Genomic DNA, 22,857 nt, shown 5'->3' on the forward strand with positions numbered 1-22,857 from the left:
ACTTCCACTCGCCGGGGTGACGTGCCGTTGATAGGACCGGCGGGGGCGGGCGGGCGCCACCCCGGTCACGCGGCCCGGTACGCCCGCAGGAACGCCGCGACACCCGCCGTGATCAGCTGCTCGGTCCTCTCCTTGGGCAGCGGGCGGACGCCGTAGTGGGAGAGCTGCACGATCTGGTGAGAGGTCAGGGCGGAGAAGTGCACGCCCGTCAGGGCGGCGTCGCCGTGCACGTCGATCAGACCGGCCGCGGCGAGTCCCGCCATCGCGTCGGCGAGCCCGCGGCCGACCGGGCCCGGCCCGGCGTCCTGCCAGGCCTGGAGAACCTCGGGCGGCACGTGGTCGGCCTCGGCGTGGATGTGCCGGACGAGGGCGAAGTGGTCCGGGAACTCGGCCATGACACCGACGAAGGCCCGGGCGAGGGCGACGAGATCGCGCTCCAGGTCCTCGGGACGGGGCGGGCTCGCGGGATCCAACAGGGCGTGGAGACGGCCGAGTTGGGCGTCCTTGACCTCGCTCGACGTCCAGCTGACGACCGTACGGAAGAGGTCGGCCTTGCCGCCCGGGAAGTGGTTGTAGAGCGTGCGCGTGGACACGCCGGCCGCGGCCGCCAGCGCGTCGACCGAGGCGCGGGTGTAGCCCTCGCGGCCGAAGACCGTGCAGGCGGCACCCGCCATCGCGATCCGCTTCTGCAGTCTGCGGGGCGGGACCTCGCGCCGGGACCGGTCCATCCAGGCGTCGTTGCTGGTGCCCACGCTCGTCTCCTCGCCTCTTGAGTCTCTTCTTGAGTCTCTTCTTGAGTCTCTTCATCTACTTACAACGAGCGTTGTAATTTTTACAACGCTCGTTGTAGTTTACCGGAGGGGGACCGCACCGGGCGGTCGCCCCCGCTCACGAGGGGATACCACCATGCCTGTCGCCGAAGCCGTGCCCGCCCCCGTCGCCCGCGAGGACACTCCGCTGCGCGTCGCCGTGATCGTCGGCAGCGTGCGCGAGGGCCGCGCGGGAGGTGCCGTCAGCGACTGGTTCGTCGGCGCCGCGAAGGGAGCCGACGACCTGGAACTGGACGTCATCGACCTCGTCGACGTCCAACTGCCGCTCGCCATGCCGGGCTGGGGCCGGACGCCGAGCCCCGAGGCCGCCGCCGCGCTGGCCGAGGTCACACCACGGCTGGCCGCAGCGGACGCCTTCGTCGTCGTCACGCCCGAGTACAACCACAGCTTCCCGGCGGCCCTGAAGAACTTCATCGACTGGCACCGCGGCGAGTGGCACGCCAAGCCCGTCGGCTTCGTCTCCTACGGCGGTCTCTCCGGCGGTCTGCGCGCGGTCGAGCAACTCCGGCTGGTCTTCGCCGAGTTGCACGCCATGACGGTGCGGGACTCCGTCAGCCTGCACGGCCCGTGGTCCGGCCTCACGGAGGACGGGACCCCGCGCGACCCGGCCGTGTGCGAGAGCGCCGCGAAGGGCATGCTCGGCCAACTGTCCTGGTGGGGGCGGGCGTTGCGGCCGGCCCGTGCGACCCGCCCGTACGAGGGCTGACGGGGGTACGGGGGAATGACCGCCACGCCGGCCGTCGAAGCGCCGTCCGAGGACTCCCGGGCCGCCGCGAAGACCCTCCACCGGACCATCGCCGTCGTCGTCATCGGCTCGGTGATGTCCGTGCTCGACATGACGATCGTCAACGTGGCGCTGGGCAGCCTCTCCGAGGCGTTCCACGCCCCGCTGGAGACGATCCAGTGGACCGCCACCGCGTACACGCTCGCCCTCGCGGCCGTCATCCCGACCGCGGCCTGGGCGATGGGCCGCATCGGCGCCAAGCGCACCTATCTGACCGCCCTGGTGCTCTTCACGCTCGGCTCGCTGCTTGCGGCGTTCGCCTGGGACGCGCCGAGCCTGATCGCGTTCCGTGCGGTGCAGGGCCTGGGCGGCGGGCTGCTGATGCCCGTCGGCATGGCGATGGTGATGCGCATCGCCGACCGGGACCGGCTCGGGCGGTCCATGGCCCTGCTCGGCCTGCCGATCCTGGTCGGCCCGGTGACCGGGCCGGTGCTCGGCGGCTGGCTGCTCGACGCCGCGTCCTGGCACTGGATCTTCCTCGTCAACCTGCCCGTGGGAGCGGTGGCGTTGGTGCTCGCGGCGAGGCTGCTGCGCCCCGACGAGCCCCGCGCCGAGCCGCCCGCGCTGGACGTCCCGGGCCTGCTGATGCTCTCGCCGGGCCTCGCCCTGCTGCTGTTCGGGCTGGCGCGGGGCGGTGAGCGGGGCGACTTCACCTCGTACGGCACACTCCTGCCGACCCTCGCGGGTGTCGCGCTCGTCGCCGCCTTCGTACGGCGTGCGCTGACCGCCCGGGACCCGCTGCTGGACCTCCGGCTGCTGGGCGACCGCACGTTCGCCGTCGGCATCGGCACGCTCGCGCTGTTCACGTGCGGCTACTTCGGGTCGATGCTGCTCTACCCCGTGTACTGGCAGCAGGTGCGGGACACGAGCGCGACGGTGACCGGTCTGCTGGGCGCGCCGGTCGGGCTCACCGTCGGCATCACCATGCAGATCGCCGCGCGCCGCATCGACAAGGTGTCGCCGCGACGGCTGATCGCGGCCGGGACGGTGGTCGGGGCGCTCGGCATGGCGCTGACCGCGCTCCAGATCGGCGAGGCCGACGTGCCCGCCTGGCGGCTCGTCGGCGCGGGGATGGTGATGGGCGTCGGCTCCGGCATGGTCCTGATGCCGACGATGACGACGGCGAGCCGTGACCTGCCGAAGGACCGCATGAACGCGGCGAGCACCGCGCTGAGCATCAACGCACAGGTGTGGGCGTCGGTCGGAACGGCCCTGATCTCCGTGGTGCTGGGCTCGACGGGCGCCGACCCCGCCGGCTTCCGGGTCGCGTACGCGGTGGCGGCGGGCCTGCTCGCCCTGGCGCTGCTGCCGGCGGCACTCCTACCCGGGCGAAGGAGCTGACGGAGCCGGCGGTTTCGCGGCTCCGGACCGCCGTATCGGCGTGAACAGCGCGACCACCGCGATCAGTACGCAGCACGCGCCGGCGACCAGGCCGACCGGTGCGGTGCCCCGTCGTTCGGCCGCCCAGGTCAGGACGGCCGCGCCGATCGGGGCCGCGGAGTACTGGAGGGTCCAGAACGCGGCGGTCACACGGCCCAGCAGCGGTTCAGGGGTCACTTCCTGACGCAGTGACATGGAGCAGGTGCCCGCGATGCCGCCGCAGGCGAGGAACGCCGCGCTCAGTGCCGCGACGACGGACACGTCCCGCGCCCAGCCCAGCCCGGCGAACGCGAGCCCGCACACCGCGACCGCTCCGGTCCAGGTCGGCCCGAAGCCGAGCCCGCGGCGGATCCGGGCCACCAGCAGGGCGCCGGTGATGGTGCCGAGGGCGCCGACGGCCATCACGGTGCCGACCGTGCCGTCGTCGTGGCCGAGGTCGTGCTTGACGTGGTAGATGACCAGGTCGGTCATGCCGAGGGTGAGGAAGCTGAACACGAACAGCAGGGCGGTCAGGGAGCGCAGCACGGGGTGGCCGTACAGGAAGGACACCCCGATCCGCAGGTCCTGCCACAGGCTGGCCTTCTCGGCCTTCTCGGCCGGGCCGCCGTCGTCACCGGCACGCGGGGCGAACCGTACGAACAGCATGCAGACGGCCGACACCCCGAAGCTGGCCGCGTCCACCCCCACCGCGGCGGCCGGGCCGGTCCACGCGGCGACCAGTCCCGCGCACAGCGGGCCGAGCACGCCCGCCGCGGCGGCGGTGGCGTTGAGCCGGCCGTTCGCCTCGGTGAGCTGCTCGGTGCCGACCAGGCCGCGGACGACGGTGACATAACCGACGGCGAACAGCATGCCGACGGCCTCGCACAGCGGCAGCACGCCGTACAGCAGCCAGATCTGCGGCCCGAACAGCCACACCAGCGGAATCACGCCGTACAGCACCATGCGCACCAGGTCGCAGGCGATGAGCAGCCGACGACGGTCGACCCGGTCCACCACGGCCCCGGCGAACACCGCCGCCACCACCGAGGCGGCCCCGCCGACCGCCGTGAGCAGGCCCATCCGGGCAAGGGAGCCGGTGGCCTGGAGGACCAGCAGGGGCAGGGCGATCAGGGCGAAGGAGTCGCCGAGGACGGAGAGGGTCTGCGCGGCCCAGAAGATGCCGAAGTTCCGTTGCCGCCAGAGGGGACGACCGTGGGAGGGCGGCGGGTCGGTACGTCGTGGGCGTGGAGTCGAGCTGCCCGGTTCCTCCTCGTCGCGCTGCGCCTCGTACGCCAAGCGGCCCCTCCCCCTCGTCCTGGACCCGGCAACCTTACGGCTGCCCCGCGGCGGTCCGCAGACGAATAAACCGCACGCGCAGCCTTCGCCTCCCAGGAGCAGCCGCTCAGCGGAAGGCTGCGGCGTTCTCCACGGCCCACTGCTCAAACGTTCGGGCCGGGGCGCCCGTGACCTGCGTGACCGTGTCGTGCACCTTCAGCAGTTCGTCGTTGACGTCGCCGCCCATCAGGTCGAGTACCGCGGCGGCGGTCTCGTCGCCCATGAATGAGGCCATCTGCTGGTGGGCCTCCTCGCGGGTGAGCTCGATGAGGGAGATCTCGCGCCCCAGGGCCGCGGCGATGGCGGCGACCTGGCGGCGGACCGTGACGCTGTCCGGTCCCGTGAGGGCGTACGTCCGCCCCTGGTGCCCCGGCTCGGTCAGGGCCGCGCGGGCCACCGCCGCGATGTCCGCGGGGTGGACGGCGGGGAGCCCGATGTCCGCGTACGGCGCCCGGACCACGCCGTGTTCACGGATCGACGGCACCCACCAGAGGGTGTTGGAGGCGAACTGCGTCGGGCGGAGGATCGTCCAGGTCATGCCGCTGTCCTGGAGCGACCGCTCGACGGCCAGGTTCCGGCGTGCGGCGGGCAGATGCGGATGGGTCCCGCCCGTGATCGACGACACGAACACCACGTGCTCCACACCTGCCTCGCGGGCGGCGGCGATGACGTCGGTCTCCGTACCCATGCCCGACAGTAGGAGGAGCGACCGTACGCCCGTCAGCGCGGACTTCAGTGAGTCCGCGCGCGCGAGATCTCCCTCGACGGCCTCGATCCCCGTGGGGAACGAGGCCCGTCCCGCGTCCCGGGTCAGGCCCCGCACGGGGCCGACGCCCTGCGCGTGCAGTTGCCGCAGCAGAGCGCTGCCGATGTTTCCGGTCGCGCCGGTCACCAGGATCATCGTCGTCTCTTCCTGTTCTGAGCCGTGATCGAGTGACTGGCACGCTACGACCTCAACTCGACTTCAGGTCAAGGTCGTTCAGGGATACGGTGCCTCTCGGTCGTGGTGTTGGCGAGCACTGTCCGGCGCCTCCCTCCCCGCGTCAGTGGTCCGCGCAGCACGGTGTCGGGGCCGGGACCTCGAAGGGGACCAGCGTGCCGCCCACGGCGGGCATGGCGGTGAGGACCAGTTCGCCCTGTTGCCACTGGGGGCGCACGTGATCCCACGTCACCATGCGGGCGTCAGGGGCAGGTTGGCCAGGGACACCCAGCACGGTCACGCGGTCGATCGCGGACACCGTGAGCAGGTCCGCGATCGTCAGCGTGCCGGTGAGGGAGGAGACCCCCGGGTAGATCACCGCGCGGCCCACGGCGTCCGGGACGCCGGGCGACACGTCGTACTCCCCGGCCGCGAGCCGCTCCCGGGCGGAGCGCAGGAGCGGCTCGGACGGGAAGGTGAACGACAGGGCGACCCGCGGCCGGTCCCCGCGCACCAGGTGCGTGCAGCCGAACACGCCCTCGGCGAGGGCTAGTTCGGCCGCCAGTGTGTGGACCAGGTGGTCGGCGGCGCGGAGGTCCCTGACCCCCGCGTCCACGGTGAAGGCGTACGACGTCACGACGGCAGGACCCACACGGGGTTGGAGTAGAACCACAGGTCGGCCCACGGGTCGGCGTCTGAGACGACGTCGATGGCGGGGCCCGCCGGGTCGACGGCCGCGCCCATCGCGCCGACGGCGGACCGGTTGCCGTCGCTGCCGCGCAGGCGGACGTACAGCGGCCGGTCCACGCGGCCGAGTTGGTAGGTGAGGCGGACCGTGCCGCTGGCCTTGTCCACCTCGTACGACCGCACGACCTTGGCCGTCGGCGCGGTGAAGGTGTCCTTGTCGGAGACCGGGCCGGTGACGTCGCCCTGGATGACGTCCACGCGGGCCAACTTCGGTACGAAGCCCGCCCAGTTGGGGCCGCCGGCGAGGGCGATGTCCACCGTGAGCGTGACCGCGGCACCCTTCTTCACATGCAGCGCGCCGCCGAGCGTGGCCCACCGGCCACCGCCCGACACCCGGGCGTCGAGACCGCCGAGCAGCTGGCCGTGGTCGACCCAGACGCGGCCGGCGCGGATGCCGTCCATGACGGCGGCGTAGGAGAAGCCGTCGGCGCCGACGTGGGTGCGGCTGTACTGGCCGGGCCAGTAGTCGCCCTGGGTGATGTCGATCCTGCCGCCGTAGACCGGGTCCTCGTACCTGCCGTTGGCGTTGAAGTCGCCGCCCGGGCCGCGCACGGCGGTGTCGGCGTACACCTGGTGGGAGTCGGAGTTGGCGGTGATCCACCAGGGCTTGCCCTCGGCGAGGAGGCTGTCCCACAGGCCGCCGACGGTGGCGGTCATCCAGTCGAAGCCGCCCCAGGTGCGGTAGCTCTCCAAGGGGTAGCCGGCGAAGGAGTTGGCGCTGGGGTTGTTGTCGTAGATGCCGCGGGCGCGGGCCATGCCGAGCGGGGCAGGGAGGCCGGCGGCCTGGTGGCCGGGGGCGCCCTCGAAGCCGACGGCGATCTGCCGGCTCGGGTCGGTCGCGTCGCGCCAGGCGCGGATCTCGTGCGGGGAGTCGACACCGCGCCGCGCCGGGTGGTTGGCGAGCATCAGCGCGTCCTTGATCTTGCGGCGCTGGACCTGCTCACCGAGGAAGGCGAGGCCCGCGACGGCGAGGGCCTCGTTGGCGGGCGTGGAGTCGGAGGCGCCCTTCACGCTGCCGTCGTAGTCGGTCTCGAACTGCTTGAGGACGGAGACCTCGTTCTTGCCGGGGTGCACGAAGACCGTGCCGTGCTCGGCGCCCGGGATGTTCCACTCCAGGCCCTGGAAGACGAGGGTGTCCTCGTACGCGGACCGGGCCTGCTTGATGTCCGGGTTGACCTTCTCCACACCGATCTTGGCGTGCGTGGTGCTGCCGTGGTCGGTGATGACCAGCCAGTCCATGCCGTGCTTGGCGCCCTGGCGGACCTGGTCGACGACGCGGTACTTGCCGTCACTGCTGTACTGGGTGTGGATGTGGTGGTCGCCGGCCAGCCAGAGGAAGCCGTTCGTACGGCGGCTGCTGCTGGTGGCGGTGACGGCGGCGGCAGGCGTTGCCTGGCCGAGGACGCTGCCGGCGGTCAGGCCCCCGCCGAGGAGGCCGGCGCGGCGGAGCAGGGAGCGGCGCGACTGCTGCTCGGGGGTCAGGGCCTCGTCGGGCACGGCGGTGTCGAAGGCGGCGGGCAGGGCCGACGCCGCCTCGTGGTCATGGCTGTGCCCGTGTCCGTGCTCATGGTCATGTCCGTGGTGGTGATGCCCGTGCCCCATGCGGTGCCTCCTGGATCTGCTGCCTTCGCGGCACCACTGCGCCGCGTGTGGAGGATCGAGGCGAAACATGAACCGTCCATGACCAGGAGGTGAGCGGCGGCCGACCCGGGCACGGCAGGTCACCTCGTCTCTCACTGTTTCCCCAACTGTCCTTGCCGGTCACACTGGTTGACGGTGAACCTGAGCAGCGTTCATCTTCAGTCCCCCTCAAGTCCCCCGCCCTCCGACCGGAGAGACACCCCCACCATGAGACGACTCATCGGCACCCTCGCGGCCGCCGCCCTGACCGTGACCGGCCTCGCCACCACCGGCGCGACACCCGCGGCAGCGGCCGCCTCGGGCACGTTCAACGTCCTGACCTACAACGTCGCGGGCCTCCCCGAGGGCCTCAGTTCGGGCAACCCGGAGACGAACACCCCGCTGATCTCCCCGCGCCTGGCGGCGTACGACCTCGTGAACGTCCAGGAGGACTTCAACTACCACGCGGCCCTGTACGCGGGCGACAACCACCCGTACCGCACCGCGACCAGCGGCGGTGTGCCCTTCGGTGACGGCCTCAACACGCTCTCGGACCACCCCTTCGAGGACTTCGAGCGGGTGAAGTGGAACGCCTGCACCGGCACCAACTGCCTGACACCCAAGGGTTTTTCACTGGCCCGGGTGCGGCTCGCCGAGGGCGTCTTCGTGGACCTGTACAACGTCCACACGAACGCCGACGCGACGGATGACGCACTGGCGGCGCGCCGCGCCAACGTGGAGCAACTGTCGGACTTCATCCAGGCGAACTCGTCCGGCAACGCGGTGCTCGTGATGGGTGACACCAACACGCGGTACACGCGCACGGGCGACAACATCCGCACGCTGGTCGAGGAGAACGGCCTGACGGACCCGTGGGTCAAGCTCGTGAAGGGCGGTACGGCTCCGGCCCAGGGCGCCGACGCGCTGGTGTGCCCGACGACGGCCCCGACCAATGACTGCGAGGTGGTGGACAAGGTCCTCTACCGCGGCAGCAAGCTGCTGTCCCTGAACGCCACCCGCTACAACAACGAGTGGGCGTCCTTCCTGGACTCCGCCGGCGGAAACCTCTCCGACCACTTCCCGCACACGGTCGACTTCTCCTACACCCTCAACTCCTCCCTGAAGGCGAGCGACTTCTTCGGCGGCCCGCACGGCACGGCCTTCAGCGACGCGGACGGCCTGCCCGCGACCCCGTCCCCGCGCACGCTGACGCTGCGCGGCGGCTCCCGCCTGGACGCGGTGTCCCTCACCCACGACGGCGGTACGACCCTCTCCCATGGCGGCACGGGCGGCACGGCCACGTCCCTGACGCTCGCGTCGGGCGAGCACCTCACCTCCGTGAAGCTGACGCAGGGTCAGAAGGACGGCCGCACACGGCTCTTCTCGGCGGCGTTCACCACGGACAAGGGCCGCACCCTCTCCTCCGGTACGGCCACCACGAACACGAAGACCTTCACGGCCCCGTCGGGCTGGCAGATCGTCGGCTTCACGGGGCGGGCAGGCACCGAGGTCGACAAGTTGGGGGTGCTGTACGCGCCGATCGGCTGAGGCAGGCGACGACAGCCTGACTTCTCGCAAGCGCCCAGCAACGGCTTACTGAGCGCGTGCGCGGAGCGAGACGGAGTAGGGGAGTCGGACCTCCGCCCAGACCGCCGTGCGGGTGGAAGCCGGCTGGACGTCCACTCCCCAGTCCTCGGCCAGCGCGGCGACCAGCACGAGTCCGCGCCCGCCGTTCTCCGATGGTTCCTTCAGTACGGGGAGCCGGTCGGCGCGCGCATCGGAGACCTCCACCCGCAGAACGTCTCCGCGCATCACCAGCCGTACGCGGAAGTCCCGCCCCCGCACCCGCCCGTGCCGCACGGCGTTCGCGGCCAGCTCGGCGACGACGAGCGTCACGGTCTCGTTGGCATCACCGCCGTGGGCGTAGCCCCACACGTCCATCCGGTTGGCGACGAGTCTGCGGGCCAGTCGAGCGCCACGCGGGGTGGAACTGAAGAGCTGGGTGAACGTACGTAGGTGACGGGTGGTTGGTCCCGGGTCTCTGTGTGCATGCCCCAACCGTCCCGGCAAGCACGGCAGTCGACCAGGCACGAAACTCGTACGCCGCGGGTTGTACGAGTTACGGAGTGGACAGTAGCTGTAACAGTCCGTGACCATAGGTGACTTGGCGGGGTTCGCACCACGGAACTCGGGGGTCACCCTTCATGACCGACAGCACCATCAGCATCGCGGACGCTTCGAACGAGCCCGAACCGTCCGACAGCCTGAAGGCGTTCGGGGCGGCGCACAAGGCCTTCCGCAAACGGGCGGGCTACACGCAGGAGGAGTACGCACCACTGGTCCGCTACCAGCCGTCGACGATCGCCTCGATCGAACAGGGCCGCCGGTTTCCCCGACGCGCCTTCGTCGAGCGGGCGGAGGAGATCCTGGACGCGTTCGGCGTCCTGAAGGAGGTGTACAGGGCCGCCACGCGGGAGCAGGGGCTGGCGTCGTGGTTCCGGCAGTGGGCGGAGCTGGAGGAGGTGGCGATCAGTCTGTACACGTACGAGAACCGGTTTGTGCCGGGGCTTTTGCAGACGGAGGGATATGCACGCACGCTGTTTCGCGAGCGGGTGCCGGTGCTCACGGATTCCGAGGTGGAAGCCAAGGTCACCGCCCGTCTGGAGCGTCAGTCACTGCTCGGCGAGCGACCCAACACGGCGTTCAGTTTCATCATCGAGGAACACGTCCTGCGGCGGCCGACAGGCGGGGCGGATGTCATGGGTGAGCAGATTGGACACATCCTGGAGGCCACAGAGTCGCGGAACGTAGAGTTCCAGGTGATGCCGATGTCACGCGGCTACCACCCCGGCCTGAACGGCCCCATGCGACTGCTGGAAACGCCGGAGAACGAGTGGTTCGCCTACCTGGAGGGGCAAGAGAGCAGCCAGCTCATCGTCACCCCGAAAACGATCAGTGTGCTCCACATGCGCTATGCGAAACTGCGCTCACAGGCTCTCACCCCGGAAGACTCCCGGAGCCTGCTGGAGCGGATGCGAGGAGCGTAATGAGCACCACGGAACTGGCCTGGTTCAAGAGCAGCTACAGCGGCGACGACTCCGGCGACTGCGTCGAAGTGGCCCTGGCCTGGCGCAAGTCGACGTACAGCGGCGACAGCTCTGGCGACTGCGTGGAGGTCGCCACCTGCCCCACCACCATCCACATCCGCGACTCCAAGAACACCACCGGCCCTCAACTCACCCTCTCCCCCACCATCTGGACGGAGTTCGTGGAGTTCGCCGCACGTGGGTGACGAAGCCTGAATGAGCCTTCGCCACCTTCGAACGTGCTGGTCGGAGAAGCTGGTGTGACGCTCCATGGGCGTGCTCGTGCAGGTTGCGGGCGGGAGTCTGCGGTCTTGATCGTCCAACGGAGCGGGCCGGCGGCGCGAGGCGCGGAACTGGACGAGCTGGAAGACCACTCGCGGCGGACGAGGCGGTGAACGCGGCCGACACGGTGCTGTTTACGGTGTCGAGCCAACTCGGGGTTGCTTGGTGTGTGACGCAGTTGACCGCGGTGAAGCCGCTCATGACTGAGGCCGACGTGAAGGCACCAGCCGCATGATGACGCGCTAGGGTTGTGCAGCTCATGGGACATCTGTCCACAGATGTCGCTGGGTTACTGAGTCACCGTGTTGAGACGTCAGCGGAGTTGTCCAAACCAGGCCACGTGGCTGCACGCTGAACCGCCTGGGGGGAACTCACCATGCCCGAAGCTCCGACTGACGCTGCCAACGCCGGCGCCGACGCCGACCGGGAGATTGTCGAGCAGGAGCGGGCCGAAATTCGGGAGTTCATCAAGGGGCTGAGCGCGGACGACATCAAGTCGGGCGGCTGGTTCACCAAGCTCAGCGCTGAGGCCCTGAGCTCCTACACCGACAAGGTCGACTGGCAGTACTTCCAGGAACGGAACGAGGGCGTACCCGCGGACGCCATCGTCGACCAGCGGATCAAGATGGCGGCTCGGTACGCCGCACTCGAAGGCGGGCTCTCTGCCGGGGCCTACACGGCGGCCGTCGCCGCCACCATCGGAAACCTTGGTGGTGCCTCGGCGGCGACTGTCCCGGCCGCCGTCGCGACCATGATGGTCGATGTCGCGTTCATCACCCGGCTCCAGCTCCGCCTGGCCTACGACATCTCAGTCCTCTATCGGGTCCCGCTCCACCTGTCCGACCCCGATGACATGTGGAAGCTCATTCGAGTGGCCTTCACGATCAAAAGCGGGGAAGTGGTCCGTCAAGGCGTGGTCAAGGCGGTACCGGCCATAGTACGGCCGGTGATCAAGCGCTACTACTCCAAAGCGGTACTGACCGCCGCGAAGGGGCTCCCCTTCGTCGGGAAGTTCCTCCTGCAGCGCAACGTCATCAAAATCGGTATCCCCGTGGTCGGCGTTCCCCTTGCGGTGGTGCTGAACCGCTATACGACGCTGCTCGCCGGGCGGCACGCGCAAGCCGTCTTCCGGAACGAGGCGCGGGTGATCGAACTCGCCGAAGGCCTGAGCAAGCGGAGCCAGCACCCGCAGTTGATGTTGTGGGTCGCGTGGCTCGTCATCATGGCGGACCACAAGATCGCCGACGATGAGTCGCTGCTGATGCGGCACCTGGTGAGGCTGGTCCGGGATCAGCATCAGGTGGTCGATGAACAGCTCGCTCACCTTGTTGATATAGACCCTGCCGAGGTGTGGGAGCGCATAGACGCCGAGCCGGGGGATCTGAGCGACATCCTCGACGTGGCTGACCGGGTGGCCACGGTGGACGGTGCCGTCAACGCGAGCGAGAAAGTCGTCATATCCGAGCTTCGAGATCGCTGCCGCCGAGTCTGACGCCGTCATGCGCCACCTCCCACAACGGCGAAGATCTGACGCGTGAGTTGTGTCCTGCTGGCAGTCTCGCGGCTTGATTCGGAGGTTCCGCGCATGTGCACACCGAGCAGATAGGCCGTCAGGCGGCCGTTTACGGCTTCCCAGCACCCAAGGCGGCTAACCTGGATATCCTAGGAAACCGACCCCGAGGTGCCCATGCCCCGAGCCGGCCTCACCCCCGACCGCATCACCGCGGCCGCCGCCGACCTCGCCGACGAGTCCGGGTTCGACAACGTGACCCTCTCCGCCCTGGCCCGGCACTTCGGGGTCAAGGACGCGAGCCTGTACTCGCACGTCAAGAACCTCCAGGACCTGCGCACCCGCGTGGCGTTCCTCGCCGGTGGGGAACTGATCGACCGGATCGCCGCCGCCGTGATGGGACGGTCTGGCAAGGATGCGCTGGCCGCGTTCGCCGGGGCCTATCGGGAGTACGCGCTCCAGCACCCCGGCCGGTACGCCGCCACGCAGATCCATATCGACCCGGCCCTCGTCGCCGACTCCCCCGCCCTGGTCCGCACCGCCAAGGTCACGTACGGCATGCTCCGCGCCTACGGCCTCGACGAACCCGATCTCACCGACGCCGTACGGCTGTTGCGGGCCACCTTCCACGGCTACTGCGCCCTGGAGTCCGTCGGCGCCTTCAGTCACTCGCGCGCCGTACAGACCTCGTGGGACAAGGCGATCGAAGCCCTGCACGTCACGCTCGAACACTGGCCGCGCGAGGAGAAGAGCCGGGGCTGAGGAACTGCTCCACTGCGATGCCTGTAGATCGCCGCCCGTGAAGCCCGCGCCCTGTCCCTGAGATTCGCACCGGGCCCGTATGGATCCTCTGCGGACCGCCGACACCTCCGGTGTGCTGCTCGTCGACGCCCGCGAATACCTCAAGGCCGCACCGGGGGTGTACGAGAGGGTCCGCGCCGGCCAGCCCGGGGCGCTGCGCCGCGACGAGCCATGGTGGCAGGAAGCCACCGGGCACCGCACAGCGCCCCCGGACCGCCGGTCCGAGCCCTTCTTCGCCCTGCACTTCGATCCGGACTCGGGCGAGGCGGACGGCCTGCTCTGTTTCCACGCCGAGGAGACGTGGGGCGCCATGCTGCCCCAGTCGCCGTTGTGGATACGCGATCTGATCGCCGTGTCCCCGCGGGCGGAGGCGGCACTGCTGCGCTACGCCGTGACGGTCGACTGGGTGACCACGGTCCACCTGCCCTATCGCTCCCCCGACACACTGCTCCCGCCGTGGCTGGGCGACCCACGGGCGGCGCGGTGAGCGCACTGAGCGACTACATGTGGCTGCGCGTCCTCGACACACCCCGCACGCTGTCCGCCCGCACCTACGGCATCGAGGCGACTTTGGTGCTGGAGGTGGCCGACGCGGCCGGGTACGCGGCAGGCACCTGGCTGTTGGAGGGCGCACGGGACGGCGCCTCCTGCACGCGGACCACGCGTACTCCGGATCTCAGAATCGACGTACGGGACCTGAGCGCCCTGTATCTGGGGGACGACTCGGCCACGCGTCTGTCGGTGCTCGGCGGCACCGAGGAGCTGCGGCCCGGTGCGCTCGCGCGGGCGGACGCGATGTTCCGCACCGGACGCCGCCCGTGGTCGCCGCGCGCCGTACTGGGAGCGCGCTACCAGGCGGGAGCTCCGTGACGACACTCAGGCTATTGGACTGGTCGATTCAAAACATGCTACGTTCAACTCATGGCCCGACCGAGGATGTTCAACGAGGAGCAGGCCCTGGACGCGGCGATGCACACGTTCTGGGAGAAAGGCTACGAGGCCACTTCCACCCAGGACCTGTGCGAAGCCACCGGGCTGGGGCGCAGCAGCATCTACAACACGTTCAAGAGCAAGCACGACCTGTTCGAGCGTGCACTGGCCCACTACATCGACACCATGACCACCACCCAGCTGGCCGTCCTGCAGGACACTCGGCACAGTGCCGCCGACCGCATCCGCGCGCTGTTCGCCCTGGTCGTGGACGGCGAGACCGAGCATCGGGCCGGCGGCCGCAGCCTGGGCTGCCTGACCGTGAACACCACGGTCGAACTGGCCGCTCGCGACAGCCGGGCGGCGGAAATGCTGGAGCGCGACACAGCCCGCAGACTCGGGGTGTTGCGCGCGGTGATCGAGGAGGGTCGCCGGGACGGCACCATCACCTCCCGGCGGGACGCCGGAGCGCTGGCCCGCTTCATCAACGCGGCGATCGGCGGCATGCGCATCTCGAGCCAGGGCGGCGCCGACCGGACCGCACTGGAGTCGATCGCCGAAGTCACCCTCGACGCACTGACCCACTGACCCCACCGACCCACTGACCCACGCTCCGGCACCGGGCGAAGCCTGCCCATGTCGTCGTTTTGAACTGACCGATCCATAACTCTCACCGCCGCGTCACCGGCCCCCACGCCGGTCGGCGTCGACCCCCTAAGGAGACTCAACCGTGCCTCGTGCCGTATACGTCCTGGCACTCGGCATCTTTGCCATGGTGACCAGCGAGTTCGTGGTCGCCGGACTGATGCCGCAGATGGCCGACGGCCTGAATGCCACCATCCCGCAGATCGGATACCTCATCACCGCGTTCGCGGTGGCCATGGCGGCGGGTGGGCCGTTCCTCACCGTGGCGCTCATGAAGCTCCCGCCGCGGACGGCACTCATGGTGCTGTTCGTCATCTTCCTGGCGGGCAATGCCCTGGCCGCCACCGCGACCGGCTACTCCACGATGATGGCCGCGCGGATCATCACCGGCATCGCCTCCCAGGCCTTCTTCGGTGTGGGCATCTCGATGTGCGCCCAGATCACCCGCCCCGAGATCCGCGGCCGGGCGATCGCGGTCGCGATGAACGGCCTGATGCTCGGCACCCTGCTCGGACTGCCCATCTCCACCCTGGTCGGCGAGCACTTCGGCTGGCGCGCCGCGTTCTGGGCCATCGCCGTCATCACCGTGATCGCCGCCGTGGCCACCTGGTTCGGCGTGCCCCGCATCGAACGCGCCGAAGGCGGCGGCGGCTTCCGCCAGGAGATCGGCGTCTTCAAGAAGCCCAAGCTGTGGCTCGTGCTGTCCACCAGCACGCTCATCATCGGCGCCACCTTCTCCGCCTTCAGCTACTTCAACCCCATCCTCACCGACCTCGTCGGCTTCTCCACCGGCACCGTCCCCCTCCTGCTGATCGCCTACGGCGCCGCCACCGTCATCGGCAACAACATCGTCGGCCGCTTCGCCGACCGCCACACCGTCCCTGTCCTTGCCATCGGCCTCGTCCTCAACACCGTGTTCCTGACCGGCTTCGCCCTGCTCGCCGACCTGCCCGTACCGGCCGTCATCTGCATGATGGGCATCGGCCTGGTCGGCGTCACCATGAACCCGGCCATGGCAACACGCGTCCAGCGAACCGGGAACGCCGGCCCGCTGGTCAACACCGTCCACTCCTCCTTCATCACCCTCGGCATCATCCTCGGCTCCTCCATCGGCGCCGTCGCGATCGACACCTGGGGTCTGCGCGCCCCGCTGTGGCTGGGCGCGGTCATGGCCCTGGCCGGTCTGGCCACCGTCCTGCCCGACCTCGTCCGCCGCTCCACGCCGGCGGCCGTCCCGGAACCGGCGGAAGCCGCCGCCCTGGCCGGCGACAGCACGCCCGCCAAGCAGACCGAGCAGGTCTGAGCACACACGAAACGGGCGGCCGGGGAGCAGCAACGGCTCCTCGGTGCGGTGGTGGAGCTCGGCGAAGGCGGTCACGTCCGCCACGGTAGGGGCGGTTCGGTTCGGTGCCGGCCGAAGTGTCTCGTCCCTCAGACACGCAGACCCACGGCAACCTTTGATCGCCCGGCGGCAACCCCCGCACATGACATCTGCAAGACGCCCCGTCGGCCACCGCCGAGTCCGCGCCGCCCGCAAGCCCGTCCTCGCCGGACTCGTCGCCGCCGGTGCCTTCGTCGGCGCCTGGTACGCCGTGGCCGGTGCCGCCACGACCGGCACGACCGCCGCGCCGACGCTCGCTGTGACCACCACGAGCGTGAGCCTGTCGGCCAAGTTCCCCTATCTGTCCCCCGGTTACAACAACACCCGCGAGTGGACGCGGACGGCGACCGCGGCCGCTCCGAACGGCACCCTGCGCGTCGCCTGGCCCGCCTCGGACGGCATCCACGTCACCCCGCTGACGGCCGCCGGGAAGCGCTCGGGCGCCGACACCGTGGTGAAGGGGGCCAAGGAGGTCGGCGGCCTGGTCGCGCACAACGACGGCTTCGCGCTTCTCACCAGGGTCGCCGACACCAACAAGTGGAAGGAGACGGCGGCGGCGATCGTCCGCTACACGGGCGCCAAGAAGACCTGGAGCACCAAGCTCACCTCCACCGCCACCCACGACACCGCTCCGCTCCTCGACGGCCAGCTCACCTGGAACGGCGCCAAGTACGGCGCGTACTTCGTCGTGCATGGCGCGGGCGGCTTCGCCGACGGGCACTTCGGCGACAAGCTGTCCTATGTCAGCGCCAAGGGCGCGAAGCTCAGCGGTGGTTGGAGCTGGGGTTGCAGCCACAACGAGGGCATCGCCCTGCACCCGGAGAAGACCGGCGCCTTCACCTCCCTCTGCTTCGACGACTGGCGTTCGGGGCTGTTCGTCTCGACCGGGATCGGCGCCCCGGACAACGCCCCGGTCGTGCAGCGCGAGCAGTGCTGGGCCGGCTACTGCGGCGGCACGTTCGCGGGCCGCACCGGCGACCTCGTGAAATCGTCCACCGGCCGTTACGCCACCGCCTTCGCCTCGCGCGGCGCCGCCTCCGCCGCGAAGAACCCGGACGACGCGAGCGGCCGCGGCTGGACGGTCAAGCCGAAGACCGCCACCCACCAGGTGACCGTCGCCTTCCTGAAGAACCGCACCACCCCGGCAGGCAAGGCGATCCGCCTGACCAACACGCCGGGCACCGAACACGTCAACGTGCGCCTCGCCCCGTACGGCAAGGACCGGCTTCTCCTGTCCTGGGAGTCGCTGAAGAACGCCAAGTGCAAGGACGGCACCTGCACCGGCACCTTCACAGGCACGCACCTTCGGCTCATCGACTGGAACGGGAAGTTCCAGAGTGCGGACAAGGTGGTCGGTGCGCGGTTGACCGGTGACCTGGCGGTGCAGAAGGACGGCACGCTGACCTGGGCGTACGCACCTGTCACGCCGAGCTACGCGAGCGCGCTCACCGGAGCCTCCCCGACCTCGACGACCCTGCGCATCGCGCGTCTCAAGCCGTGAACCGCGGCTGACGCATCCGCTCGGGTCATCCTGCCCGAGGGGGCTCCCCTGCACTCACGTGCACACCCGAGTCCCACCGCAGCCGCACCTCGGGCCCTTCGCTCCAGCGCACCGTCAACTCCCGCCCCCCGTCCGCCCGCACGCTCACCGTCTCCGCCAGGGGCACCGGCTCCGCCTCGGCGGTGAGACGTGCGAGCGCGACAAAGAGCGTGTCGCCGTCACCGGTGACCCCCGCGAGTTCGTCGTCAAGGCCGACCACAGGCGCCAGCTCCGCCCGTACACCGTCCGCCGCCGCCCACCCGGTGACCCGTACCGCCGTACCCGGCTCAGCACCCGCCACCACATGAGCCCGCACTTCAACCGCCCCCCGCGCCAGCACCACGCTCGTCACCCGCGCACCCCCGCCCGCCGTGTGCCGCGACGCCACCCATCCGTCCCCGCCACCCAGCGGCTCGATCCCGGTGCGGCTCGGATCGTCGCCGACGATCACGCTGTTGTCGTACGACGGTGAAGGCGTCGTCGCCGTCGAGTAGGCGAGGCGTGTGTAGTACGGGTCGTAGCGGATGTCCTCGCTGCCGTGGTTGTGGAGGCGGACGAGCCCATCCGAACTGGTCGACTGGAGCAGCCAGTTGGGGGCGGCGATCGGCGTCACCGCGTCCGCCCGCTCGGCCGGGCCCGGTTCCTCCGGGGCCGTCCACACCTCGTGGTCCGGCGGAAGCAGCAGGCCGAGGAAGCCCTTGCTCGCCCAGTACGGGGAGGCCGGGCCCGAATAGCCTTGCAGGACAGCGGAGTCGGGTCCGTGCCAGCCGAGGGTCAGGAGGCCGCGTGAGTCGACCGCGCCCCGGTCCAGGAAGTACTTCAGCGCTCCGGAGGCCAGCCGTCGCGTCTCCCCAGGCGCCAGCGGCGTACGTCCTGTCATCGCGCCCAGCCACAGGGGCGCGGTCGTCGCGAAGCGGTACGTCAGGGAGCGGCCCTGGTGCATCGGGGCGCCGTCGCTGCCGAACAGGCGGGCGTAGTCGGCCAGATGGCGTTCCAGGCGGCCGCCGTAGAGATCCAGGAGCCGCTCGTCGTCCGCGAGCCAGGCGTGCAGCACCGGGTAGAGGTGCATGGCCCAGCCGTTGTAGTAGTCGAACTTGCGGCCGTCGCCGTCGGTGTACCAGCCGTCGCGGACGTACCACTGCTCGATGCGTTCCAGGCCGTTGTCGATCGCCTTGCGGGACGCGTCGGCCTCATAGCCGATCTCCTGGAGGAACCCGCCGACCGTGACCGGGAACAACTCCCAGTTGCAGGGCCAGGCCTCGGCGGTGAGCGCGTCGCCGAGCCAGGCCGCCGCCCGTTGCCGTACGTCCTCGTCCAGCCGGTCCCACAGCAGCGGCCGGGTGAGCCTGAGCGCGAGGGCGATCGAGGCGGCCTCGACGAGTGGCTGGCTGCGGTCCTCGATGCGGGGCCAGACGCCCGCGACGCCGGCGGCGAGTCCGTCCGCGTAGCGTTCGAGGGCGGTCTCGTCGCGGCGGAAGGCCGCCAACAGCAGCGTACGGGCGTAGCCCTCCAGGCCGTCGGAGAGGCGGCCGGACCAGCTCTCGCGGTCCCCGGGGAAGTGGTAGAGGGCGCGGTCCTCGGTGGCGTACGGCTCGACGGCCGCGAGCAGGGCGTCGGCGGCGGCCTCCCAGTGGGCGCGGGTGCAGCCGGTGAGCGGGCTGAGGGTGCGGTCGTCGGGAGGCAGCTGCATGGGTCTCTTTCGGTACGGGGCGTGCTTGCTCGACACTCCGGGTCGGCCGAAGCCTGGGGCGCCCCGGTTCCGGTCGGAGCGCCCCAGACATCTATCCCACCCGCACCAGGCCTTCCGGCACCAGGTGCTGGGCGACGAGTTCGTCGCGAACCAAGCCTGCGTACACGGTCGCGCCGTGTGCGGAGGTGTGGGTGTTGTCCCGTTTCTCGTTGTAGAGATACAGCGCCTTGGAGCCCTCGACTCCCAGCGCCTCCACGACCGCCTTCGTCTTCGCCGTCAGGTCGATCAGCGGCACGTCCTCGGCGGCGGCGACCGAGCGCACGACCTCAGGATGGTTCACGCCGAGGCCGTTGACCAGTAGCGCGGTCCCGTTGTTCAGGGTGCCGTCGGAGTTGAACCAGCGGCGCACGATCGGGGTGACGAGGACGGGGCTGCCGCCCTTCTCCCGCACGCCCGCCACCAGCGCCTCCAGGTTCGCCCGGTAGGTCGCCTCGTCCGTGGTCTTGTCGTTGTGGGCGAGCTGGACGAGGACCAGGTCACCGCGGCGGATCTGCGGTTGCACGGTGGCCCACAACTGGGGGTTCCCCAGATACGTCACCGTACTCTCGCCGGAGTCCGCGTAGTTGGCGACGGAGACGCCCTTGCGGAGGTACTGGGGCAGCTGCTGGCCCCAGCCGGAGTACGGGTCGCCGGGCTGGTCGCAGACCGTGGAGTCGCCGACGAGGAAGATCTGGCGTGAGTGCCGGGCGGGGGTGACCTTGATGTCGGCCAGCGCGGGAGCCGCGCCGCCGAGGACGAGGTCGAGGCCTGGGGTGCCCTCGGGGCCGGTCGGTTCGCCCTCGGGGGTGCGGACGTTCACGGTGAAGCTGCGGGCGACGCGCTCGCCGGCCGCGGCGGCGGTCTCGGGGAGCAGGGAGCGCCGGGTCTCGCCGGCGATGCTCGTGCTCGACCCGGTGTCCGCGCCGAGGAGGACCCGTACGTCGTACGTGCCGGGCGCGAGGTCGAAGTGGCAGGCGGTGGTGGTGCAGTTCTCGAGGCCGAGGGGGCGCTGACCGTCGTACGCCTGGGCGGGTACGGCGGTCAGGCCGGCGCTCACGGTGAGCGCCGCCAGCACGGCGAGGTTGAAACGTCTCATACGGCTCCTCCGGGGGTCCCGCGACAGGGCGACAAGGCCTGGCCGCTGGACCGTACCGCTCCCGGCAAGCGCTTTCTAGTCCTCGGATCGATTTCACACAATCGCCAACTCGGGAGCCGTGAAAGCCCTTTCGCGAAATCGATTCAACTGTCACTCTCCAAAGCACCCGCATCACCCCCACATGTCTCGAAGGAGGCACCCCCATGTCCGAATCCACCGTGAACAGACCGGTCGGACGCCGCACCTTCGTCCTCGGCACCGCTGCTGCCGCAGGCACGGCCGCCCTCGCCGGGCCGCTCGCTCAGTCCGCGTCCGCCGCGACCTTCGGCTACACCGACGACGGCTCGAACTACGTCGTCGACACCGGCGCCAACCTGGTCTTCAAGGTCAGCAAGACCAACGGCGACCTGACCTCGCTGGTCTACCGGGGCACGCAGTACCAGGGCTACGGCGGCAAGAACTCGCACATCGAGTCCGGCCTCGGCACCTCCACCGTGAGCATCAAGCAGTCCGGCACGACGATCCTGATCTCGGTCACGTACGGCACGCTGAAGCACTACTACGCGGCCCGCAGCGGCGAGAACAACGTCTACCTGTGGACCAACAAGGCCGACACCTCGGTCAGCGCGACCCGCTACATCCTGCGCGTCAACGCGGGCAAGTTCCTCAACGACGAGTCCGACTCCTACACCTACGCGCCCACCGTCGTCGAGGCCCAGGACGTCTTCGCGAAGTCCGACGGCCAGACCCGCTCGAAGCACTACACGCAGTCCCGGGTCATCGACTACAACTACGTCGGCTGGACCACCGGCAGCGTCGGCCTGTACATCGTGCGCTCCAACCACGAGAAGGCCTCCGGCGGCCCCTTCTACCGCTCCCTCCTGCGCCACCAGGGCGACGGCGGCGGCCTCTACGAGATCCTGTACTACGGCATGAACCAGACGGAGGCCCAGCGCTTCGGCCTCCAGGGCCCCTACGTCATCGCCTTCACGGACGGCGGCGCCCCCTCCTCCTCTCTGTACCCGGGCACCCTCACCACCTCGTGGGCGGACTCGCTCGGCATCTCCGGGTACGTCGCCTCGGGCGGCCGGGGCAAGGTCACCGGGGTCGGCATCACCGGGCGGAACACGTCGTACGCCTACACCGTCGGGCTCGCCAACTCCGCTGCCCAGTACTGGGGTTCGGCCCGGACGTCGGACGGCTACTTCTCCATCGACGGCGTCCTTCCGGGGACGTACACGCTGACCGTCTTCAAGGGTGAACTCGCCGTCTACACCGGCTCGGTGAGCGTCAGCGCGGGCGGGACGACCACCCTCAACTCCATCGCGATCCCGTCCTCGAACGACCCGAGCAACGCGAGCGCGATCTGGCGCATCAACGACTGGAACGGCACGCCCAGCGGCTTCAAGAACGCCGACCTGATGACGTACGCCCATCCGTCCGACACCCGGGCCGCGTCCTGGACCGGCAACGTGGTCATCGGCAGCGGCACCGAAACCTCGGCCTTCCCCTGCTACCTGTGGAAGGACGTCAACAGCGGCATCATCGTCTACTTCAAGCTGACGGCTGCCCAGGCCGCCGCCGCGCACACCCTGCGCATCGGCGTGACGACGGCCTACGCCAACGGCCGCCCGCAGGTCGTCATCAACGACACCTGGACCTCCGCCGTCCCCTCGCCGCCCACCCAGCCGAGCACCCGGTCACTGACCGTGGGTTCGTACCGAGGCAACAACAACACGTTCACCTACAGCGTGCCGGCGTCCGCCTGGCTGACGGACACCAGCGCCTACAACACGCTGAAGATCCACGTGGCGAGCGGTTCGGGGTCGGCCTCCTACCTCAGCGCGGGCACGGCGATCGACGCGATCGACCTGCTGGCGTGACCGCCGACCGGCACGCCCGCGAGGGCGCGGCTCAGCGCGACATCGGGATGGTCACCGAGGCTCGGCAGCGGTCGCACTTCGGCAGGTAGGGGTTGTCGCTGGCGGCCAGTGCGCAGTCCGCGCAGAGCAAGCGGCCACATCCGGTGCAGATCAGGGCCATGCCGTCCATCGCGCCGTCATGGCTGACCGTCACGGCCGACTGGGACTGGAGTCTGACCTTGAGTCCCCTGGTGCAACCGCCGCATGCGACCTTGGCGCCGTTGGTCAGACCGTGATCCAGCCAGGGCTGGTGACCGCCCCGCCCCGCGGACCCACCGGCCTGACCCACGGATCCACCGGCCTGACCCACAGACGGCGGGGAATGCCTCTTCCTGCGAAAC

Annotated in this window: 22 protein-coding genes; 13 read left to right on the plus strand and 9 right to left on the minus strand. The window is 70.1% G+C overall.

Going from position 1 to position 22,857, the window contains the following annotated elements; genetic code table 11:
* Positions 1-65: 65 nt before the first annotated feature.
* Positions 66-752: a TetR/AcrR family transcriptional regulator gene (locus tag AC5P09_RS27890; protein WP_493876508.1), complete on the minus strand. Its 687-nt coding sequence runs from the start codon at positions 750-752 to the stop codon at positions 66-68.
* A 154-nt stretch (positions 753-906) separates the two neighbouring features.
* Here AC5P09_RS27890 and AC5P09_RS27895 point away from each other — a divergent pair, with 154 nt between their 5' ends.
* Positions 907-1,536, plus strand: a complete 630-nt coding sequence (locus tag AC5P09_RS27895; protein ID WP_493876509.1) for an NADPH-dependent FMN reductase — start codon at positions 907-909, stop codon at positions 1,534-1,536.
* 15 nt (positions 1,537-1,551) lie between these two features.
* A complete protein-coding gene (locus tag AC5P09_RS27900; RefSeq protein WP_493876510.1) occupies positions 1,552-2,955 on the plus strand; it encodes a DHA2 family efflux MFS transporter permease subunit in 1,404 nt (467 codons plus the stop codon).
* Here AC5P09_RS27900 and AC5P09_RS27905 read toward each other — a convergent pair.
* From AC5P09_RS27905 to AC5P09_RS27920, 4 genes are all read right to left on the minus strand, one after another.
* Entirely contained in the window at positions 2,935-4,269 is a 1,335-nt protein-coding gene (locus AC5P09_RS27905) for an MFS transporter (RefSeq protein WP_493876511.1), read from the minus strand. The two genes, AC5P09_RS27900 and AC5P09_RS27905, sit on opposite strands and share 21 nt — an antisense overlap.
* Positions 4,270-4,375: 106 nt before the next feature.
* The gene (locus tag AC5P09_RS27910) at positions 4,376-5,209 is read right to left on the minus strand and encodes an NAD(P)H-binding protein (RefSeq protein ID WP_493876512.1); all 834 of its coding nucleotides are present in this window, start codon (positions 5,207-5,209) and stop codon (positions 4,376-4,378) included.
* A gap of 142 nt (positions 5,210-5,351) precedes the next feature.
* Complete coding sequence (locus AC5P09_RS27915; protein ID WP_493876513.1) at positions 5,352-5,864, minus strand: hypothetical protein; 513 nt, start codon at positions 5,862-5,864, stop codon at positions 5,352-5,354.
* Entirely contained in the window at positions 5,861-7,576 is a 1,716-nt protein-coding gene (locus AC5P09_RS27920) for a PHP domain-containing protein (RefSeq protein ID WP_493876514.1), read from the minus strand. Before AC5P09_RS27920 ends, AC5P09_RS27915 begins: the two co-directional genes overlap by 4 nt.
* A gap of 246 nt (positions 7,577-7,822) precedes the next feature.
* Here AC5P09_RS27920 and AC5P09_RS27925 point away from each other — a divergent pair, with 246 nt between their 5' ends.
* Positions 7,823-9,142 (plus strand): jacalin-like lectin, encoded by a 1,320-nt coding sequence (locus AC5P09_RS27925; protein WP_493876515.1) that lies wholly within the window; start codon positions 7,823-7,825, stop codon positions 9,140-9,142.
* A gap of 45 nt (positions 9,143-9,187) precedes the next feature.
* Here the strand turns inward: AC5P09_RS27925 and AC5P09_RS27930 are convergent, their stop codons facing one another.
* The gene (locus AC5P09_RS27930) at positions 9,188-9,664 is read right to left on the minus strand and encodes an ATP-binding protein (protein WP_493876516.1); all 477 of its coding nucleotides are present in this window, start codon (positions 9,662-9,664) and stop codon (positions 9,188-9,190) included.
* A 134-nt stretch (positions 9,665-9,798) separates the two neighbouring features.
* On the opposite strand from AC5P09_RS27930, the gene AC5P09_RS27935 reads away from it, so the two are divergent.
* From AC5P09_RS27935 to AC5P09_RS27975, 9 genes are all read left to right on the plus strand, one after another.
* Positions 9,799-10,641 (plus strand): helix-turn-helix domain-containing protein, encoded by an 843-nt coding sequence (locus AC5P09_RS27935; RefSeq protein ID WP_493876517.1) that lies wholly within the window; start codon positions 9,799-9,801, stop codon positions 10,639-10,641.
* Positions 10,641-10,886: a DUF397 domain-containing protein gene (locus AC5P09_RS27940; RefSeq protein WP_493876518.1), complete on the plus strand. Its 246-nt coding sequence runs from the start codon at positions 10,641-10,643 to the stop codon at positions 10,884-10,886. The genes AC5P09_RS27935 and AC5P09_RS27940 overlap by 1 nt, the downstream gene beginning before the upstream one ends.
* Positions 10,887-11,338: 452 nt before the next feature.
* A complete protein-coding gene (locus AC5P09_RS27945; RefSeq protein WP_493876519.1) occupies positions 11,339-12,454 on the plus strand; it encodes a hypothetical protein in 1,116 nt (371 codons plus the stop codon).
* 195 nt (positions 12,455-12,649) lie between these two features.
* Positions 12,650-13,234 carry a TetR/AcrR family transcriptional regulator gene (locus tag AC5P09_RS27950; protein ID WP_493876520.1) on the plus strand — a complete coding sequence of 195 codons (585 nt, stop codon included), beginning with the start codon at positions 12,650-12,652 and terminating at the stop codon, positions 13,232-13,234.
* Between the two features lie 79 nt (positions 13,235-13,313).
* Positions 13,314-13,760, plus strand: coding sequence for a putative GNAT family N-acetyltransferase (locus tag AC5P09_RS27955; RefSeq protein ID WP_493876521.1), 447 nt, complete (start codon positions 13,314-13,316; stop codon positions 13,758-13,760).
* Positions 13,757-14,143, plus strand: coding sequence for a sterol carrier protein domain-containing protein (locus tag AC5P09_RS27960; protein ID WP_493876522.1), 387 nt, complete (start codon positions 13,757-13,759; stop codon positions 14,141-14,143). The genes AC5P09_RS27955 and AC5P09_RS27960 overlap by 4 nt, the downstream gene beginning before the upstream one ends.
* A 51-nt stretch (positions 14,144-14,194) precedes the next feature.
* On the plus strand, positions 14,195-14,791 hold the full coding sequence (locus tag AC5P09_RS27965; protein WP_493876523.1) for a TetR/AcrR family transcriptional regulator: 597 nt from the start codon (positions 14,195-14,197) through the stop codon (positions 14,789-14,791).
* A gap of 142 nt (positions 14,792-14,933) precedes the next feature.
* Positions 14,934-16,151 (plus strand): MFS transporter, encoded by a 1,218-nt coding sequence (locus AC5P09_RS27970; protein ID WP_493876524.1) that lies wholly within the window; start codon positions 14,934-14,936, stop codon positions 16,149-16,151.
* A 181-nt stretch (positions 16,152-16,332) separates the two neighbouring features.
* Positions 16,333-17,730: a hypothetical protein gene (locus AC5P09_RS27975; protein WP_493876525.1), complete on the plus strand. Its 1,398-nt coding sequence runs from the start codon at positions 16,333-16,335 to the stop codon at positions 17,728-17,730.
* A 25-nt stretch (positions 17,731-17,755) separates the two neighbouring features.
* On the opposite strand, the gene AC5P09_RS27980 is transcribed toward AC5P09_RS27975, so the two are convergent.
* Together AC5P09_RS27980 and AC5P09_RS27985 are read right to left on the minus strand one after the other, a co-directional pair.
* Positions 17,756-19,459, minus strand: coding sequence for a DUF2264 domain-containing protein (locus AC5P09_RS27980; RefSeq protein ID WP_493876526.1), 1,704 nt, complete (start codon positions 19,457-19,459; stop codon positions 17,756-17,758).
* 91 nt (positions 19,460-19,550) lie between these two features.
* The gene (locus tag AC5P09_RS27985) at positions 19,551-20,594 is read right to left on the minus strand and encodes a rhamnogalacturonan acetylesterase (RefSeq protein WP_493876527.1); all 1,044 of its coding nucleotides are present in this window, start codon (positions 20,592-20,594) and stop codon (positions 19,551-19,553) included.
* Between the two features lie 203 nt (positions 20,595-20,797).
* On the opposite strand from AC5P09_RS27985, the gene AC5P09_RS27990 reads away from it, so the two are divergent.
* Complete coding sequence (locus tag AC5P09_RS27990; protein WP_493876528.1) at positions 20,798-22,477, plus strand: rhamnogalacturonan lyase B N-terminal domain-containing protein; 1,680 nt, start codon at positions 20,798-20,800, stop codon at positions 22,475-22,477.
* A gap of 31 nt (positions 22,478-22,508) precedes the next feature.
* Here AC5P09_RS27990 and AC5P09_RS27995 read toward each other — a convergent pair whose 3' ends face one another.
* Complete coding sequence (locus AC5P09_RS27995) at positions 22,509-22,805, minus strand: hypothetical protein (protein ID WP_493876529.1); 297 nt, start codon at positions 22,803-22,805, stop codon at positions 22,509-22,511.
* Positions 22,806-22,857: the final 52 nt, after the last annotated feature.

The sequence above is a fragment of the Streptomyces sp. a15 genome, from assembly GCF_059026085.1.

Coding starts and splice junctions, on each gene's coding strand:
- AC5P09_RS27895 (WP_493876509.1), top strand. CDS start 907: ATGCCTGTCGCCGAAGCCGTGCCCGCCCCCGTCGCCCGCGAGGACACT.
- AC5P09_RS27900 (WP_493876510.1), top strand. CDS start 1,552: ATGACCGCCACGCCGGCCGTCGAAGCGCCGTCCGAGGACTCCCGGGCC.
- AC5P09_RS27910 (WP_493876512.1), bottom strand. CDS start 5,209: ATGATCCTGGTGACCGGCGCGACCGGAAACATCGGCAGCGCTCTGCTG.
- AC5P09_RS27920 (WP_493876514.1), bottom strand. CDS start 7,576: ATGGGGCACGGGCATCACCACCACGGACATGACCATGAGCACGGACAC.
- AC5P09_RS27925 (WP_493876515.1), top strand. CDS start 7,823: ATGAGACGACTCATCGGCACCCTCGCGGCCGCCGCCCTGACCGTGACC.
- AC5P09_RS27935 (WP_493876517.1), top strand. CDS start 9,799: ATGACCGACAGCACCATCAGCATCGCGGACGCTTCGAACGAGCCCGAA.
- AC5P09_RS27940 (WP_493876518.1), top strand. CDS start 10,641: ATGAGCACCACGGAACTGGCCTGGTTCAAGAGCAGCTACAGCGGCGAC.
- AC5P09_RS27945 (WP_493876519.1), top strand. CDS start 11,339: ATGCCCGAAGCTCCGACTGACGCTGCCAACGCCGGCGCCGACGCCGAC.
- AC5P09_RS27950 (WP_493876520.1), top strand. CDS start 12,650: ATGCCCCGAGCCGGCCTCACCCCCGACCGCATCACCGCGGCCGCCGCC.
- AC5P09_RS27955 (WP_493876521.1), top strand. CDS start 13,314: ATGGATCCTCTGCGGACCGCCGACACCTCCGGTGTGCTGCTCGTCGAC.
- AC5P09_RS27965 (WP_493876523.1), top strand. CDS start 14,195: ATGGCCCGACCGAGGATGTTCAACGAGGAGCAGGCCCTGGACGCGGCG.
- AC5P09_RS27975 (WP_493876525.1), top strand. CDS start 16,333: ATGACATCTGCAAGACGCCCCGTCGGCCACCGCCGAGTCCGCGCCGCC.
- AC5P09_RS27980 (WP_493876526.1), bottom strand. CDS start 19,459: ATGCAGCTGCCTCCCGACGACCGCACCCTCAGCCCGCTCACCGGCTGC.
- AC5P09_RS27985 (WP_493876527.1), bottom strand. CDS start 20,594: ATGAGACGTTTCAACCTCGCCGTGCTGGCGGCGCTCACCGTGAGCGCC.
- AC5P09_RS27990 (WP_493876528.1), top strand. CDS start 20,798: ATGTCCGAATCCACCGTGAACAGACCGGTCGGACGCCGCACCTTCGTC.